Origin of the sequence: Sphingomonas sp., from assembly GCF_030145815.1 — a bacterium.
Taxonomy (GTDB): domain Bacteria; phylum Pseudomonadota; class Alphaproteobacteria; order Sphingomonadales; family Sphingomonadaceae; genus Sphingomonas.
The window spans coordinates 44,608-59,938 of the sequence record NZ_JAIXHL010000014.1 but is presented as its reverse complement, the minus strand read 5'-3'; the positions used below and the strand labels follow the sequence as shown (position 1 = coordinate 59,938).

16 protein-coding genes are annotated in these 15,331 nt (G+C 65.4%); 6 read left to right on the top strand and 10 right to left on the bottom strand.

All coding sequences use genetic code 11. The annotated features are described in order from the left end of the window. Window positions 1–2: 2 nt before the first annotated feature. Window positions 3–722 (bottom strand): hypothetical protein, encoded by a 720-nt coding sequence (locus KYX69_RS13765; RefSeq protein ID WP_300498299.1) that lies wholly within the window; start codon window positions 720–722, stop codon window positions 3–5. A gap of 188 nt (window positions 723–910) precedes the next feature. On the opposite strand from KYX69_RS13765, the gene KYX69_RS13760 reads away from it, so the two are divergent. From KYX69_RS13760 to holA, 4 genes are read left to right on the top strand one after another with little or no spacing between them, the layout of a single operon-like run. Then, on the top strand, window positions 911–1,348 hold the full coding sequence (locus tag KYX69_RS13760; RefSeq protein WP_300498297.1) for a DUF3576 domain-containing protein: 438 nt from the start codon (window positions 911–913) through the stop codon (window positions 1,346–1,348). Window positions 1,349–1,393: 45 nt separating this feature from the next. Further along, on the top strand, window positions 1,394–3,904 hold the full coding sequence (gene leuS / locus KYX69_RS13755) for a leucine--tRNA ligase (RefSeq protein ID WP_300498295.1): 2,511 nt from the start codon (window positions 1,394–1,396) through the stop codon (window positions 3,902–3,904). Further along, window positions 3,901–4,407, top strand: coding sequence for an LPS assembly lipoprotein LptE (gene lptE / locus KYX69_RS13750; protein WP_300498294.1), 507 nt, complete (start codon window positions 3,901–3,903; stop codon window positions 4,405–4,407). Before leuS ends, lptE begins: the two co-directional genes overlap by 4 nt. Continuing rightward, window positions 4,404–5,423, top strand: a complete 1,020-nt coding sequence (gene holA / locus KYX69_RS13745) for a DNA polymerase III subunit delta (protein ID WP_300498292.1) — start codon at window positions 4,404–4,406, stop codon at window positions 5,421–5,423. Before lptE ends, holA begins: the two co-directional genes overlap by 4 nt. Window positions 5,424–5,435: 12 nt before the next feature. Here holA and KYX69_RS13740 read toward each other — a convergent pair whose 3' ends face one another. The 7 genes from KYX69_RS13740 to KYX69_RS13710 all read right to left on the bottom strand — a co-directional run bounded on the left by KYX69_RS13740 (window position 5,436) and on the right by KYX69_RS13710 (window position 11,960). Beyond that, the gene (locus KYX69_RS13740) at window positions 5,436–5,825 is read right to left on the bottom strand and encodes a hypothetical protein (protein ID WP_300498290.1); all 390 of its coding nucleotides are present in this window, start codon (window positions 5,823–5,825) and stop codon (window positions 5,436–5,438) included. A 402-nt stretch (window positions 5,826–6,227) separates the two neighbouring features. Continuing rightward, window positions 6,228–7,160, bottom strand: coding sequence for a ParB/RepB/Spo0J family partition protein (locus KYX69_RS13735; RefSeq protein ID WP_300498288.1), 933 nt, complete (start codon window positions 7,158–7,160; stop codon window positions 6,228–6,230). After that, window positions 7,157–7,936, bottom strand: a complete 780-nt coding sequence (locus tag KYX69_RS13730) for a ParA family protein (RefSeq protein ID WP_300498286.1) — start codon at window positions 7,934–7,936, stop codon at window positions 7,157–7,159. Before KYX69_RS13730 ends, KYX69_RS13735 begins: the two co-directional genes overlap by 4 nt. Then, complete coding sequence (gene rsmG, locus KYX69_RS13725; protein ID WP_300498285.1) at window positions 7,933–8,541, bottom strand: 16S rRNA (guanine(527)-N(7))-methyltransferase RsmG; 609 nt, start codon at window positions 8,539–8,541, stop codon at window positions 7,933–7,935. The genes KYX69_RS13730 and rsmG overlap by 4 nt, the downstream gene beginning before the upstream one ends. Continuing rightward, window positions 8,538–10,373 carry a tRNA uridine-5-carboxymethylaminomethyl(34) synthesis enzyme MnmG gene (gene mnmG / locus KYX69_RS13720; RefSeq protein ID WP_300498283.1) on the bottom strand — a complete coding sequence of 612 codons (1,836 nt, stop codon included), beginning with the start codon at window positions 10,371–10,373 and terminating at the stop codon, window positions 8,538–8,540. Before mnmG ends, rsmG begins: the two co-directional genes overlap by 4 nt. A gap of 55 nt (window positions 10,374–10,428) precedes the next feature. Beyond that, window positions 10,429–11,724, bottom strand: a complete 1,296-nt coding sequence (gene mnmE / locus KYX69_RS13715) for a tRNA uridine-5-carboxymethylaminomethyl(34) synthesis GTPase MnmE (protein ID WP_300498282.1) — start codon at window positions 11,722–11,724, stop codon at window positions 10,429–10,431. Then, window positions 11,721–11,960, bottom strand: coding sequence for a DUF6489 family protein (locus tag KYX69_RS13710; protein ID WP_300498281.1), 240 nt, complete (start codon window positions 11,958–11,960; stop codon window positions 11,721–11,723). Before KYX69_RS13710 ends, mnmE begins: the two co-directional genes overlap by 4 nt. Before the next feature lie 50 nt (window positions 11,961–12,010). Between KYX69_RS13710 and KYX69_RS13705 the strand changes: the two genes are divergently transcribed. Then, window positions 12,011–12,475: a methylated-DNA--[protein]-cysteine S-methyltransferase gene (locus KYX69_RS13705; RefSeq protein ID WP_300498280.1), complete on the top strand. Its 465-nt coding sequence runs from the start codon at window positions 12,011–12,013 to the stop codon at window positions 12,473–12,475. Between the two features lie 15 nt (window positions 12,476–12,490). Beyond that, on the top strand, window positions 12,491–13,183 hold the full coding sequence (locus KYX69_RS13700; RefSeq protein ID WP_300498278.1) for a dienelactone hydrolase family protein: 693 nt from the start codon (window positions 12,491–12,493) through the stop codon (window positions 13,181–13,183). Window positions 13,184–13,240: 57 nt separating this feature from the next. On the opposite strand, the gene KYX69_RS13695 is transcribed toward KYX69_RS13700, so the two are convergent. Both KYX69_RS13695 and rho read right to left on the bottom strand, forming a co-directional pair. Beyond that, the gene (locus KYX69_RS13695) at window positions 13,241–13,918 is read right to left on the bottom strand and encodes a TerC family protein (RefSeq protein ID WP_300498276.1); all 678 of its coding nucleotides are present in this window, start codon (window positions 13,916–13,918) and stop codon (window positions 13,241–13,243) included. 23 nt (window positions 13,919–13,941) lie between these two features. Continuing rightward, the gene (rho, locus tag KYX69_RS13690; RefSeq protein WP_300498274.1) at window positions 13,942–15,198 is read right to left on the bottom strand and encodes a transcription termination factor Rho; all 1,257 of its coding nucleotides are present in this window, start codon (window positions 15,196–15,198) and stop codon (window positions 13,942–13,944) included. Between the last annotated feature and the right edge of the window lie 133 nt (window positions 15,199–15,331).

Below are 15,331 nucleotides of genomic sequence, written 5' to 3'. Positions count from 1 at the left end.
GATCAGAAGCGGATCGCGGTCCCGACATAGACCGCCTGGCTGTCGCGGCGGTCATCCTTCAGCTGCGGCAGACGATCCTTCTCGCTAGTATAGCGAACGCCAGCCGTCACATCGAGATTGCGGGTGATCGAATAGGCCCCGCCGACATCAAGCGAATAATTGGGATCGACCGTCAACAGGCGCGGACCGCGCTCGGTCGGCTTCTCGCTGGTCGCCTTGATCCGTCCCGATGCGCGCTTTCCGGTATAGGAAACGCCGAGGTCCATCTTCTGGCTGCTACCCGGCTGACCGGCCAGATCCATCTTGGCGAGGTCGCCCGAGATCGCAAAACGCTTCCAGCCCACCGACACGCCCAGATTATAGGCGATCGGCTGCAGCGTCACCGAAGCTGGGGCAGCCGCGCCGCGATCGGCGATGGCGGCGGCTGGGCGCGTCGTGCGGGCGCGGACCGCGACGGTCACGCTGCGATTATTGGTCCCGCGCGTGTCGGCTGGCGTGAAGCGGAACCCGCTGCCGGAAAGGCCGCTGCGCGCCAGGGCGGCCGCGAGTCGCGGGTCGGCCGATGCCGGGGTAAAGGTGCCGATGCCCGCAATCTGGCTCGCGCGCTGTGGCGCAGCCTGCCGTGGCGCCCCGGTCTGCGCGAGCAACGCCGGCGCGGCAACGAGCCCGGCGACGCTCAGCGCCCCCAGCCCCAATCCCGCAATGATCCGACGAATACGCATCGAAACCCCTTATTCGCGCTAGCCACTACCATGATTCGACCGCGATGTTCCACAGGGCGAATCCGATTTTGGTGCAGGTGTTGCTCAAGACGCACAGCATGGACCTGCAGCGGCTTGCGCTTGCGGCGCGCGCGCCAGCATCTATAGATGCACACCGAGCCGAAGAGATTTCCCATAGGATGATGCCGATGAACCGCCAGTTGCGCACCGCGATCCTGGGCAGCGTTGCCCTCACCCTCGCCGCTTGCGGTGGCGGTGGCGATCGCCCGCGTGCCGATCTTGCCGCGTCGAAAGTCACGACGATCGGCGTCAACGCCTATCTGTGGCGCGCCGCGCTCGACACCGTGTCGTTCGCGCCGATCGCACAGACCGATTCGAATGGCGGCGTCATCGTTACCGACTGGCATGTGAATCCCAACCTCGCGACCGAGCGGGTGAAGATCACGGTGGCGATCCTCGATCAGGATCTGCGTGCAGATGCGCTGCGCGTCAGCGTCCAGCGTCAGCAGAATCGCGGCGGCCAGTGGGTCGATGCCCCGGTCGAAGCGGCGACGGTCCAGAAGCTGGAAGACATCATCCTGACCAAGGCCCGCGACCTGCGCCGCGCCGTCATCGTCGAGAAGTGATCCGGCGGGCCAAGCGCCCGTCCGGATGAAGACAAGGAAAGACATGTGTCGCGGTTCAACGCGCTGAACGCCGATTCCGCGTGGCAGAAGGTCTGGGAAGAACGCCGCACCTTCGCCGCGGACGATCATTCGCCCAAGCCCAAATCCTATGTGCTTGAGATGTTTCCCTATCCGTCGGGGCGCATCCATATGGGGCATGTCCGCAACTATACGATGGGCGACGTGCTGACGCGCTATCGGCGGATGAAGGGCATGGAAGTGCTCCACCCGATGGGGTGGGACGCGTTCGGCATGCCGGCCGAAAATGCAGCAATGGAGAAGAAGGTCCATCCCGGCGGCTGGACCCGCGACAACATCGCGACGATGCGCGCGCAGCTGAAACGCCTTGGCCTCGCGATCGACTGGGGTCGCGAACTGGCGACGTGCGAGCCCGATTACTACGGCCACGAACAGGCGCTGTTCCTGGACCTGTTCGCTAACGGATTGGTTTATCGCAAGGAATCGACGGTCAACTGGGACCCGGTCGATATGACCGTGCTCGCCAATGAGCAGGTGATCGACGGGCGCGGCTGGCGGTCGGGGGCGCTGGTCGAGAAGAAGAAGCTCAACCAGTGGTTCCTCAAGATCACCGACTTTGCCGACGAGCTGCTCGACGGCCTCGATACCCTCGACAAATGGCCCGACAAGGTCCGGCTGATGCAGGAAAACTGGATCGGCAAATCGCAGGGCATGCAGTTCCGCTTCAAGCTTTCGTCCAGCGATTTCAATGAAGTAGAGGTGTTCACCACCCGCCCCGACACGATTTTCGGGTCGAGCTTCGTGGCGATCGCGGCGGATCATCCGATCGCGCAGGCGCTGGCGGCCAAGGATGCGGCAGCGGCGGAGTTTATCGCGCAGTGCAAGCTGGGCGGGACCACTGCAGCGGAGATCGAGACGCAGGAGAAATTGGGCTTCGACACCGGCATCCGGGCGGCCCATCCCTTTGATTCCACTTGGGAATTGCCGGTCTATATCGCCAACTTCGTGCTGATGGACTATGGCACTGGCGCGGTGTTCGGGGTGCCGGCGCATGACCAGCGCGATTTCGAATTTGCCACCAAATATGGGCTGCCGATCCGGCGCGTCGTCTCGGATGGCGAAAAAACCCAAAGCGAATATGTCGAGGAAGAAAGCTACACCGGCCCCGGTACGCTGGTCAATTCTCACTTCCTGAATGGCATGGATGTCGCCGACGCGAAGCGGGAGGTGATCTGCCGCGCCGAATCCGAAGGATGGGGCAAGGGCACGACCGTGTGGCGGCTGCGCGACTGGGGCGTGTCGCGCCAGCGTTACTGGGGCACGCCGATCCCGATCGTGCATTGCGAGATTTGCGGCGCGGTGCCGGTGCCCAAGAAGCAGCTGCCGGTCGTGCTGCCCGAAGATGTCAGTTTCGACATCCCCGGCAACCCGCTCGACCGCCATCCGACGTGGAAGCATGTCGATTGCCCGCAATGCGGCAAGCCGGCGCGGCGCGAGACCGATACGCTGGATACCTTCGTCGATTCGAGCTGGTATTTCATCCGCTTCGCCAGCCAGCCCAAGGACAAGCCGTTCGACCGCGCGGTGGCCGAGCAATGGCTGCCGGTGAATCAATATATCGGCGGGGTCGAGCATGCGATCCTGCACCTGCTCTACGCCCGCTTCTGGACGCGCGCGCTCAAGCGAATCGGGATGATCGACATTGCCGAGCCGTTCGAGGGGCTGTTCACGCAAGGCATGGTGACGCACGAAACCTACAAGTCCGCCGATGGCCGCTGGCTGTCGCCGGGCGAGGTGGTGCGCAGCAATGATGCGCTGGTCGAAGCCGAAGGCGGTGGTCCGGTCACCGTCGGTCGCATCGAGAAGATGTCCAAGTCCAAGAAGAACACGGTCGATCCCGAACCGATCGTGGACCAATATGGCGCGGACGCGGTGCGGTGGTTCGTGCTGTCGGATTCGCCGCCCGAGCGCGATCTGGAGTGGACCGAGAACGGCATCGAGGGCGCGTGGCGCTTCGTCCAGCGGCTGTGGCGGTTGTTCGACGGGCTGGGCGACTGGACCGGCGAGGACAAGAGCCTCGACCGCGTGCTCCACCAGACCATCGCTGGGGTCGCCGCGGATATCGAGGGGCTGCAGTTCAACAAGGCGGTGGCCAAGCTCTATGGGCTGGTCAACGCGATCGAGAAGGCTGCACCCAGCGCATCGCGCGCAACCGCGATCCGCACCGCGATCCTGGTCGCCGCGCCGATGGTGCCGCATCTGGCCGAGGAAGCCTGGGCAGCGATGGGCCAGGACGGCCTGATCGCCGATGCCGAATGGCCCGCGGTCGACCCTGCCCTGCTGGTCGATGACGATGTGACGATCGCGATCCAGGTCAATGGCAAGCTGCGCGACACGGTCACCGCCGCCAAGGGCGCCGACAAGGCCGATCTGGAAGCCATGGCCTTGGCAAACCCCAATGTGCAGCGCATTCTGGACGGCGCTACCCCGCGAAAGGTGATCGTCGTGCCCGACCGTCTGGTGAACATCGTCGCATGAAGCGCGCAGCACTCCTGATCGCGCTGGTCGCGGCGAGCACCACGCTGTCGGCTTGCGGGCTGCGGCCACTCTATGGCGGCGGCGTGGGTGGCCCGGTGCAGACGATGCTGTCGGGGGTCGAGGTGGCGCCGATTCCGGGTGAGAATGGCTGGCTGGTCGCCAATGCCGTGCGCGACCGGATCGAAGCGACGCGCAGCGGCACTCCCGCCTATCGGCTGGAAATCAAGCTGGATGACCGGATCGAGGGTCTGGGCGTGCGCAGCGATGACGTGGTGACGCGCGAGCGGCGGACGTTGCGTGCGCGCTATCAGCTGATCGATCTGGCGACCGGGCAGACCGTGCTTGACGCGACCGCCGGGTCGGACGCCGGCATCGACGTCGCGGGATCCGAATATGCGACGATCGCGGCCGAGCGGAGCGCGCTGGAGCGGCTGTCGGGCATCGTCGCGGACCAAATCGTCGCGCGGCTGGCCCGCTACGCGCGCAGTTCCAAAACGAAGTGAAGGCGAGCGAGGCGCAGATCCGCGCGCGGCTGGACAAGCCGGGCGCCGATATTCGTCTGTTCCTGCTCTACGGCCCCGATGAGGCGGGCGCGAACGACCTGGCCGCGCGGCTGGGCCGGGCGATGGGGCCGGATGCCGAGCGCATCGATATCGAGGGCAGCGCGCTGAAGGACGATGCCGGCTTGTTGGCTGGCGAAGCGGCATCGCTGTCGCTGTTCGGGGGAGCGCGCTACATCCGCGTGTCGGGGATCGACGATGGCGGCACCGATGCCGTGCGGATGCTGATCGAGGCCGAGACCGCAGGGAATCCGGTGGTCGCGGTCGGCGGCGGGCTGAAGGGCACCGGTCGGCTGCTCAAGCTCGCGCTCGCCGCGCCCAATGTGATGGTTCACTCCTGTTACGTGCCCGACGCGCGCACCGCCGGGCAGCTGGCGACCGGAATTGCGCGCGAACATGGGTTGCGGCTGGTTGGCGGAGCGGCGGATCGCCTCGCCGCCATGTCGGGCGGCGACCGCGCGGTGCTGGCGCGCGAGATCGAGAAATTGTCGCTGTTCCTCGACGCCGCGCCCGATCGGCCGCGCGAGGCGGGGATCGAGGCGCTAGATGCAATTGGCGCCGATCTGGGCGAGGCCGAGATGTCGGGCGCGATCGAGGCGGTGGTGGGCGGTCGCCCGGCCGAGATCGGCGTCGAGCTTGCGCGGCTCGATGCGGCGGGGGTGTCGACCATTCCGCTGCTGCGCGGGCTGGTCCGACGCCTGATGGCGCTGGCCGAGATGCGCGCCGATATCGATCATGGGATGAGCCCCGGCGAGGTGGTCAAGAAGCATCGCGTGTTCTTCAAGGAAGAAGCCGCGACGATCCGCGCGCTGCAACGCTGGAACAGCCCGATGCTCGCCCGCGCCGTGGAACGTGCGCGGGAGGCGGAGCGGGCGATGACGCGCGGTGGGGGGAATGCCGGACAGGTGCTGGCGGATCATGAGCTGGCGGTGCTGGCGCGCGGGGCGGCGCGGGGGTGAGGGGCGGCCAGTTCAGGGATATTGAATCGGCTCCAGACGACTCAAGACCCGACCGTGTCTTTCGCTGTGCGTTTCAACAAACCCGCGTTCGCCCAAAAACCTCTGGAGGCGTGGGTTGGGATTGGCACAGGTGAGTGCATGCACGTTCCACAATACGCGACGATAGCCACGTTCTTTCGCGAACGCGGTGACGAGCTTCCATAGCGACACAAGCACGCCCTCCCCGCCACCGTCGATGTGAGCGAGATTGACGGTGAGGCAATCGTCATCTTGGTTGAACTCAGCGAGCACGGTTGCCGATCCGATACGAAATGTGATCGGTCGCCCGAACGCGAGCAGAGCATCCAGCTCGCCGCTTGGTAAAGCCCGCAAGGCGGCGGGAGTAAGGCCTTCTATTTCCACGCCAACTATCTGGCGGCGGATTCCGCAGGCGACAAGTCGACTTTATCTGGTCGTCACCCCGGACTTGTTCCGGGGTCCACGCATCCTCGCGCGCAGCGGATTGAAGCTGGAGCTTCGCGCTTGCCTCCCAGTGGACCCCGGCACAGGGCCGGGGTGACGATGGGAGTTGGCGAACGCCGGTGGATATCTCGCTCTGGTTGAGCGCGCGTCGGGCAGGTGCCCGAATGCGGACTACCGCCTCTTAGCCCTCTCCCGCTTGCGGGAGAGGGTTGGGTGAGGGTCTTCTTCATTTTGAGGGGGAGCGAGGTTCCCCGTTTCAAGAAGAAGAAGAAGAAGAAGACCCTCCCCAACCCCTCCCGCAGGCGGGAGGGGCTTTAGAAGACACCTAAACTACTGATATAACTATATTTTCTCGCCGGTCAGGCGCTGGCAGATCATGTCCAGCTGGTCCAGCGTCGAATAGGCCAGCGTAAGCGCCCCGCCCTTCTCGCCGAAGCTGATCTTGACGTTGAGGCCGAGCACGTCGCCCAGTTGGCGCTCCAGCGCGACGATGTCGGCGTTGCTGCCGCCGCCGCCCTTCTCGCCACCCTTCCCCGCCGCGCGCGGCTTGGCTTCGCGGGCGAGTTTTTCGGTGTCGCGTACCGACAGGTCACGTTCGACGACGATCTTGGCGAGCTTTTCCGGGTCCGGCGCACCAATCAGCGCGCGGGCGTGGCCCATGGTCAGCGCGCCTTCGACCACGCGCTGGCGGACGGTGGCGGGCAGGTCAAGCAGGCGGATCAGGTTCGCGATATGGCTGCGCGACTTGTGGACGACCTTGGCCAGTGCCTCCTGGCTATGGCCGAATTCGTTGATCAGCTTGGCGTACGCCTCGGCCTCTTCAATTGCGTTGAGATCCTCACGCTGGATATTCTCGACGATCGCGATTTCGACGGTCTGCGCCTCGTCCAGGTCGCGAACGATGACCGGCACCTCGTGCAGTCGTGCACGCTGGGCGGCGCGCCAGCGGCGTTCGCCGGCGACGATCTGATAATCCTTGCCATGCGGGCGCACGACAATCGGCTGAATGAGGCCACGCATCGCGATCGACTTGGCGAGCTCCTCCAGCGCATCCTCATCGAAATGGCGGCGTGGCTGATCCGGGTGCGGCGACAGCGAGCTGACCGGGAGCAGCCGCACGCCCATCGACGGCTCGGTACCAGGACGAACGGGCTCTTCACGCTCGGCATCGCCCAGCAATGCGCTGAGACCACGGCCAAGGCCGGGCCGCGCCTTGCGGGGGCTGAGTGGCGAGGCAGCGGGCGTCGTCGGCTCTTGCGGTGTCTCTTCGGTCATGCGGCCTTCTTCAGCTTGGGCAGGCGATCGATCACTTCGCGGGCAAGAGCGATATAGGCTTCGGACCCCGCGCAGCGATAATCATAGATCAGCGCAGGCAGGCCGTGGCTGGGCGCCTCGGACAGGCGGACGTTGCGCGGGATGACGGTATCGAACACCACCTTGCCCAGGACGGCGCGGACGTCGTCCGCAACCTGATCGGTCAGACGGTTGCGGCGGTCGTACATGGTGAGGACGACACCCAGGATCGACAGGCCGGGATTGAAGCGTCCGCGGATGCGCTCGACCGTGTTGAGCAACTGGCTAAGCCCTTCGAGGGCAAAGAATTCGCATTGGAGGGGTACGAGCAGCGCGTCCGACGCGACCATCGCGTTGATGGTGAGCAGCCCGAGCGAGGGCGGACAGTCCATCAGCACAACATCCCAACGCTGTGCGCTGCGCTCGATCGTGGTGGCCAGACGATGGGTGCGTGCTTCGAACTCGATCAGCTCGATCTCCGCGCCCGAGAGGTCGACCGTGGCGGGAACGATGTCGAGGCCCGGCACGCGGGTCGGGACAAACACGTCCTCGAGGTTGGTCTCACCGATCAGCAAGTCGTAGGTCGACCGCTCGCGATCAGCGCGACCGATGCCAAGGCCAGTGGAACAATTGCCCTGCGGGTCGAGATCGAGCAGCAGCACCCGCTTGCCGGTCGCGGCGAGTGCGGTGCCGACGTTGATCGCGGTCGTGGTCTTGCCCACGCCGCCCTTCTGATTCGCAATGGCGATGCAGATCATCTGGGGCGCACCTCTTTGGCGACGATGATGAGCGAGTCCGGTGCGGTCACGCTCGGTTCCACGTGGAACGAACCTTGCCACCATAGCTGCGCATCTTCCACCTCCGATTGCGCATTGCGGCCTTTGGGGAGCACCCAGATTGTGGACCGATCGCTCCGGTGGCGAGCGATGCGGAACAGTGTGTCGAGCGATCCGACAGCGCGGGCGGTGATGACGGCGGCGCGTCCCGTTGTTCGCTCTACCTTGGCCGTGTGGATGGTAACGTTGGTGAGACCGAGCGTATCAACGCAATGCTGGAGAAAGGCCGTGCGGAGTTTACGCGGTTCGACCAGTTCGACGGGCTCGTCACGGAGGATCGCTAGGACGATTCCGGGCAGGCCGGCGCCGCTGCCGATGTCGAGCCACAAGCCGCCGACATCGGCATGCTCAAGCAGCTGAGCTGAATCAACGATGTGCCGCGCCCAAATTTGCTCCAGGGACGTTGGGGAAACGAGGTTCTGACGCGTGGACTCATCGCGCAGCAGGTCCACAAAGGTTGCGAGCCGTGTTTCACGTGAAACATCGTAACGGCTGCGTATCCAGTCGCGAGCTTCGTCTTTGGTCATGCCGCGCGCTTCACATGGAGGAGGATCGCGGTCAATGCTGCGGGCGTGATGCCGCGGACGCGCGCAGCGTCGCCAATCGTGTCCGGACGCGCGGTGGCAAGCCGCTCGACCATCTCGTTCGACAGCCCTGGAACGGATGCATAGTCGAGCTCGGCGGGAATGCGCGTCCCGTCCGCGCGCTGCATGGTCGCGCTCTCCTGCGCCTGGCGTTCGAGATAGGGTGCGTAGCGGGCATCCTCGATCAGCTCGGCCAGCACTGCCGGGTCCGCACCGCCGGCATCGATCTGGAGATGATCGAGCGTCACAGTTGGAAACCGTAACCATTCGAATGCGGTGCGGCGGGCGCCGTCCTGCGCCACGGGCGCGCCGGCCTGACCGAGCACATGGGCGGTGCGGGTGTCGGCGAACAACATGTCCAGCCGTGCGCGCGCGTCACGCCGCTGGGCGACGAACGCCCGCCGGTCTGGCCCAAGGCAACCCGCCGCCTCGCCCAATTCGGCGAGCCGGCTATGGGCATTGTCGGCGCGGAGGTGCAGGCGGTGTTCGGCGCGGGCGGTGAGCATGCGATAGGGTTCGGTCACGCCTTGCAGCGTCAGGTCGTCGATCATCACTCCGATATAGCTGATCTCGCGCGGGAAGACGGTCGGGGGGTGGCCGAGCACTGCGGCTGCGGCGTTGATCCCGGCAACAAGGCCCTGAGCGGCCGCCTCCTCATAGCCGGTAGTGCCGTTGATCTGGCCCGCACAATAAAGGCCAGGAAGATCGCGGCACTCCAGCTGGTGCGACAGGGCGCGCGGATCGACATGGTCATATTCGACGGCATAGCCCGGCGTGACGATCTGGGCACGGTCGAGGCCGGGAATCGATGCGATCATCGCGGACTGAACATCGGTCGGAAGCGAGGTCGAAAGGCCGTTGGGATAGACGAGGTGAGTCGCCAGCCCCTCCGGTTCGAGAAAAACCTGATGCCCATCGCGGTCGCCGAAGCGGAAGATCTTGTCCTCGATCGAGGGGCAGTAGCGGGGGCCGCCGGCTTCGATTGCGCCGCTGAACAGCGGTGAGCGGTCGAGTCCGCCACGGATAATCTCATGGGTTTCGAGCGTGGTGCGGGTGATTGCGCAGGCGAGCTGCGGCAGCCGGGGTCCCGATGTCATGGGCGACATGCGCCAGTCGTCGGCGTCGCTGGGTTGCTCATCAAGCGCGCCCCAGTCGATCGTGCGGCCATCTAATCGCGGGGGCGTGCCGGTTTTGAGCCGGGTGATCGGGAGGCCGCAGTCGCGCAGCTGGACACCCAATGCGGTCGCGGCACGCTCCCCTACCCTGCCGCCGGTCTCGCGCTCCTCGCCCCGGAAAATGCGGCCGCCCAGGAAGGTGCCACTGGCAAGGACAACTGCCGGTGCGCGGAGCACGCGATCGTCGGCCAGCCGGATACCCGCCACCCTGCCCTGCTCAATCAACAGCGCGACCGCTTCCCCGGCGACGATATCGAGGCCATGTTGGGCGGCTAGCATCGTCTGAATGGCGGCGGCGTAGCGGACGCGGTCGGCCTGCACGCGGGGTCCCTGCACTGCTGGCCCTTTAGAGCGGTTGAGCAGTCGGTAGTGGATCGCCGCAGCGTCAGCAGCGCGGGCGATCAGTCCGTCCAGGGCATCGACTTCGCGGACCAGATGCCCCTTGCCGAGCCCACCGATCGCCGGATTGCACGACATCGCGCCGATCATCGCTGGGTCAAACGTGATGAGCGCCGTCCGCGCGCCGCAGCGGGCGGCCGCAGCCGCTGCTTCGGTCCCGGCATGGCCGCCGCCGATCACGATCACGTCGAGGGATTGCATACCGGCCGCATAGCCGCGCGCGGGGGTCAGGTCAAAAGCGTTCCACGTGGAACATTCACTTGCCGATACAGAACCGCCCGAACAGCGTGTCGAGCATCGCCTCGACATCCGCTGCGCCAGTGATGCGATGGAACGCGCGCAGCGCGGCACGGAGCTCTTCGGCAGCGAGCAGAAGATCGTGCAGGCCTGAAGCGGCGCGTAGGGCTGTCGCCGCCTGATCGGCAAGCCTGCGCTGTCGGATGTTGAGTGCGACGCTGTCCGACGGTGGCAGCAGCGCCGCAGTGACCCGGGCTATCGCATCCCATAGGCCGTCGATGCCCCGCCCCATCTGCGCCGATACACTGATCCGCTCATCCGGACCGACGTAGCGGCCTGCAGCGTCTGCACGGGGGTGGATCAGGAGGTGCGGAACGCCCACCAACTCCGGGGGCAGCGGCGCATCATCAAGCCAGAGGACGAGATCGGCAGCTTCGATCGCGGTCCGCGCCCGGGCGATCCCGATCTCCTCCACGATATCCGCAGGAGCGGCGTGGAGGCCGGCGGTGTCGGTGAGCAGATAAGCAACGCCGCCGCGCATCACCGGCACCTCAATCCGGTCGCGCGTCGTGCCCGCCAGCGACGAGACGATCGCCGCCTCGCGCCCGGCTAGCGCGTTGAGCAAGGTCGATTTGCCAGCGTTGGGCGACCCTGCCAGCACAATGCGGATGCCGTCACGAATGCGTTCCACCGGTGGCTGGGCGATTACGGCCTCGATCTCCGCGGCGAGTGCGCTGGCGTCGTTCTGAACGACGGCGAGCACATCACCCTCCCCCGCCACGTCATCCTCGTCGCCATGATCAAGCATGGCCTCGATGAGCGCCGACAGGCGCAGCGCGCGCGCCGCCCAGTCCTCGATCCGCGCGCGCACGCCACCCTCGGCAGCACGCAACGCGGTGCGGCGTTGCATCTCAGTCTCCGCCGCAAGCAGGTCGCCCAGCCCTTCGGCCTCGGTCAGGTCGATGCGGCCATGTTCGAGCGCCCGCCGGGTAAACTCCCCTGGCTCGGCGCCGCGCAGACCCGGGATCGCGGCGAGCGCTGCCTCGACCGCGCGCACCACGGCGCGGCCGCCGTGAAGATGCAACTCCGCCAGATCTTCGCCGGTCGCCGTTGCTGGACCGGGGAAGATGAGGACCAGCGCGCGGTCGAGCACTTCGCCGTCACACCGCAGGGTTCGCAGAGACGCGCGACGCTGTGCCGGAAGTTCGCCCGCCAGCGTCGTGACCGCCGCGAATGCATGCGGCCCCGAAATGCGGATAACCGCGATGCCGGCCGGCAATGCCCCGCTCGACAGCGCGAAAATCGTGTCGGTCACTCGCCCCCGCTACGCTTGCCCATATCGAACATGCCGCGCCAGAAATTCATTCCTGCCTCACCCATCGGGGTCCAGCTCTTCATCATGCTCTCCATCATCTCGGGATTGACCCCGCCCTTGTCGATCGAATCGAGCATCATCTGGATGTAGCGGTCATGGACCGGAGTGAAATCGGGCAAGCCCATCGCACGGCGCGCCTCTTCAGGGGTGCAGTCGACCTCGACATTGATCTTCATACCGTCTTCTCCACTTGAGCCCGAAGCATCCCCTGCCCTACGCTCAGCCCATGTATGCGCGCGACCATGCCCTGATCGCAACGCCCATCGGCCCGATGAAGATCGAGGGCGACGCATGCAGCGTGCTGCGCGTGACCATCGGTGCGGAGGGACCGCCAGCAATGGGCGCGACCGCACCGGTTCGCACTGCGGCGGAACAGCTGCTGGCGTATTTCTCCGGCGATCTCAGAACGTTCGATCTCCCGCTGGCCCCGGTGTCGTCGCCACGCGGTCGCGTGTTGCGCGACGGCCTGGTCGCGCTGGGCTATGGCGAGACGGCCAGTTACGGCGAACTCGCGCGACGACTCCAGTCGGGACCGCGCGCCATCGGGCAGTTGTGCGCGCGCAATCCGCTTCCCGTCATCATTCCATGCCACAGGGTGACCGCTGCCGGCGGCGCGCTGGGCAGCTATTCTGCGGGTGACGGCCCCGCGACCAAGCAATGGCTGCTCGACCACGAGCAGCGTCACCGCTGAACCAAGGAGCGTATCATGGCGAGTATCGAAATCCAGGCAATCGACGGCAGCGGCAGCTTCGCCGCCTATCGTGCCGACCCAGAGGGCACCCCGCGCGGCGCGATCGTCGTCATCCAGGAAATCTTTGGCGTGAATGAGGGCATCCGGCGCAAATGCGATCATTTCGCGTCGCTCGGCTATGTCGCGCTCGCCCCCGACCTGTTCTGGCGGCTTGAGCCTGGCATCGATCTGGACCCCGATGTCGAGCCGGAGTTCAAGCAGGCGCTCGACTGGATGGGGAAGTTCGATCAGGACAAAGGCGTCGCCGATATCGAGGCGACAATCCGCGTGGCGCGCGACGTCAGCGGCGGCAAGGTCGGGGTCACCGGCTATTGTCTGGGCGGTCGCCTGGCCTTCATGACCGCAGCGCGGACCGATAGCGACGCCAGCGTTGGCTATTATGCGGTCGGCGTCGATGGGCTGCTCGGTGAGAAGCATGCCATCGCCAACCCGCTGATGCTGCACATTGCCGGCGACGATGGCTTCGTTCCCGCCGCGACCCAGAAGGCGATGCATGAGGGGTTGGACGACCATCCAAAGGTGACGCTGCACGACTATCCGGGTGAGGACCATGGCTTTGCCACCGAGATGGGCAAGCGGCGGTCGGAGGCGGCAGCGCAGCTGGCCGACAGCCGGACCGAGGCGTTCTTCGCCGAGCATATCGGCTGAATCGAAAAGGGCGGCATCCTCGCGGATGCCGCCCTTTCCTGATTTTAGATCAATGCCTTAGCGGAAAAGCTGAAGCAGACCGATTTCCTGGTCGGTGATCCCGGTGTAGATCATCGAACCGGCGACATAGACAATCACCGCAAGACCGATCCACGCGATCCAGCGATAGCGTTCGATGTACTTGGCGATGATGTTCGCCGCGACGCCCATCAGCGCAACCGCGATCACCAGCCCGACCATCAGGATACCCGGATGGTCGCGCGCAGCCCCGGCGACGGCAAGGACGTTGTCGAGGCTCATCGAGACGTCGGCGACCGCGACCGCCCAGGCGGCGCTGGCAAAGCTCTTCGCCGGCTTCACGCCCGAATGTTCGTCGCCCTCAATCTCTGGCGATCCGGCGCTTTCGCCGCCATGGCCGATTTCGCGCCACATCTTCCACGCCACCCACAGCAGCAGGACGCCGCCGGCGAAAACCAGGCCGATAACCTGCAGCAACTGTGTCACCACCAGCGCAAAGCCGATGCGCAGCACCAGCGCGGCGACGATGCCGATCAGGATGACCTTCTTGCGCTGATCCGCGGGCAGCCCGGCGGCGAGCGCACCGATGACGATCGCGTTATCGCCCGCCAGGACGATGTCGATCAGAATGACCTGGCCGAATGCCAGCCAGGCGGACCCGCTGCCCGAGAACAAGCCAGCGAAGTCGGCGACGATATGGCCCCAAATTTCCTGCATGTGCGGCTAAACCCTCTGGCCGTTTATTGGTTCATCGAATCAAAGAAGTCTTCGTTGGTCTTCGAATCCTTCATCTTGTCGAGCAGGAACTCCATCGCGTCGGTGGTGCCCATCTGCATGAGGATGCGGCGCAGCACCCACATTTTCGACAGCGTCGCCTTGTCGAGCAGCAGCTCTTCCTTGCGCGTGCCGCTCTTGCCGACGTCGAGCGCCGGGAAGATGCGCTTGTCCGCGACCTTGCGGTCGAGCACGATTTCGGAGTTGCCGGTGCCCTTGAACTCTTCAAAGATCACTTCGTCCATGCGGCTGCCGGTGTCGATCAGCGCGGTGGCGATGATCGAGAGCGAGCCGCCTTCCTCGATATTGCGGGCGGCACCGAAGAAGCGCTTCGGACGCTGGAGCGCGTTCGCGTCGACACCGCCGGTCAGCACCTTGCCCGAGCTGGGCACGACGGTGTTGTAGGCGCGGCCGAGGCGGGTGATCGAGTCGAGCAGGATGACGACATCCTTCTTGTGCTCGACCAGGCGCTTGGCCTTTTCGATCACCATTTCGGCGACCTGGACGTGGCGCGTGGCGGGTTCGTCGAAGGTCGAGCTGACCACCTCACCCTTCACGCTGCGCTGCATGTCGGTGACTTCCTCGGGCCGCTCGTCGATCAGCAGGACGAGCAGGAACACCTCGGGATGATTGTCGGTGATCGCCTTGGCGATGTTCTGCAGCATCACCGTCTTGCCGACGCGCGGCGGCGCGACGATCAGCGTGCGCTGGCCCTTCCCCTGCGGGCTGACGATGTCGATGACGCGCGCCGACTTGTCCTTTTGCGTCGGATCGGCAGGATCGAGCTTGAGCTTCTGATCCGGGTAGAGTGGCGTCAAATTGTCGAAATTGACGCGATGGCGGACCACATCGGGATCGTCGAAATTGACGCTGACTAGCTTGGTCAGCGCGAAATAGCGCTCGCCATCCTTGGGGGCGCGGATTTCGCCTTCGACCGTGTCGCCGGTGCGCAGTCCGAACTTGCGGACCTGGTTCGGCGAAACATAGATGTCGTCGGGGCCGGCGAGATAGTTGGACTGCGGGCTGCGCAGGAAGCCGAAGCCGTCCTGAAGCACTTCGATCGTGCCCTCGCCCATGATCAGCTCGCCATTTTCGGCCTGGGCCTTGAGGATGGCGAACATCAGGTCCTGCTTGCGCAGCGTGGACGCGCTTTCGACGCCGAGTTCCTCGGCCATCGTCACCAGTTCGGCGGGCGCGGTTTTCTTTAAATCTTTCAAATGCATGGGAGAAGTCCGTCTGGCGATCGCTACAAGGTTTTCGGGCGTTTGGACGCGCGGGAGGCGATGGCTTGAGGAAAAAAGGAGGGATGCCGGGCCGCCGCCGGAACGGCGACGCGACCCAAGCGGATTAGGATTC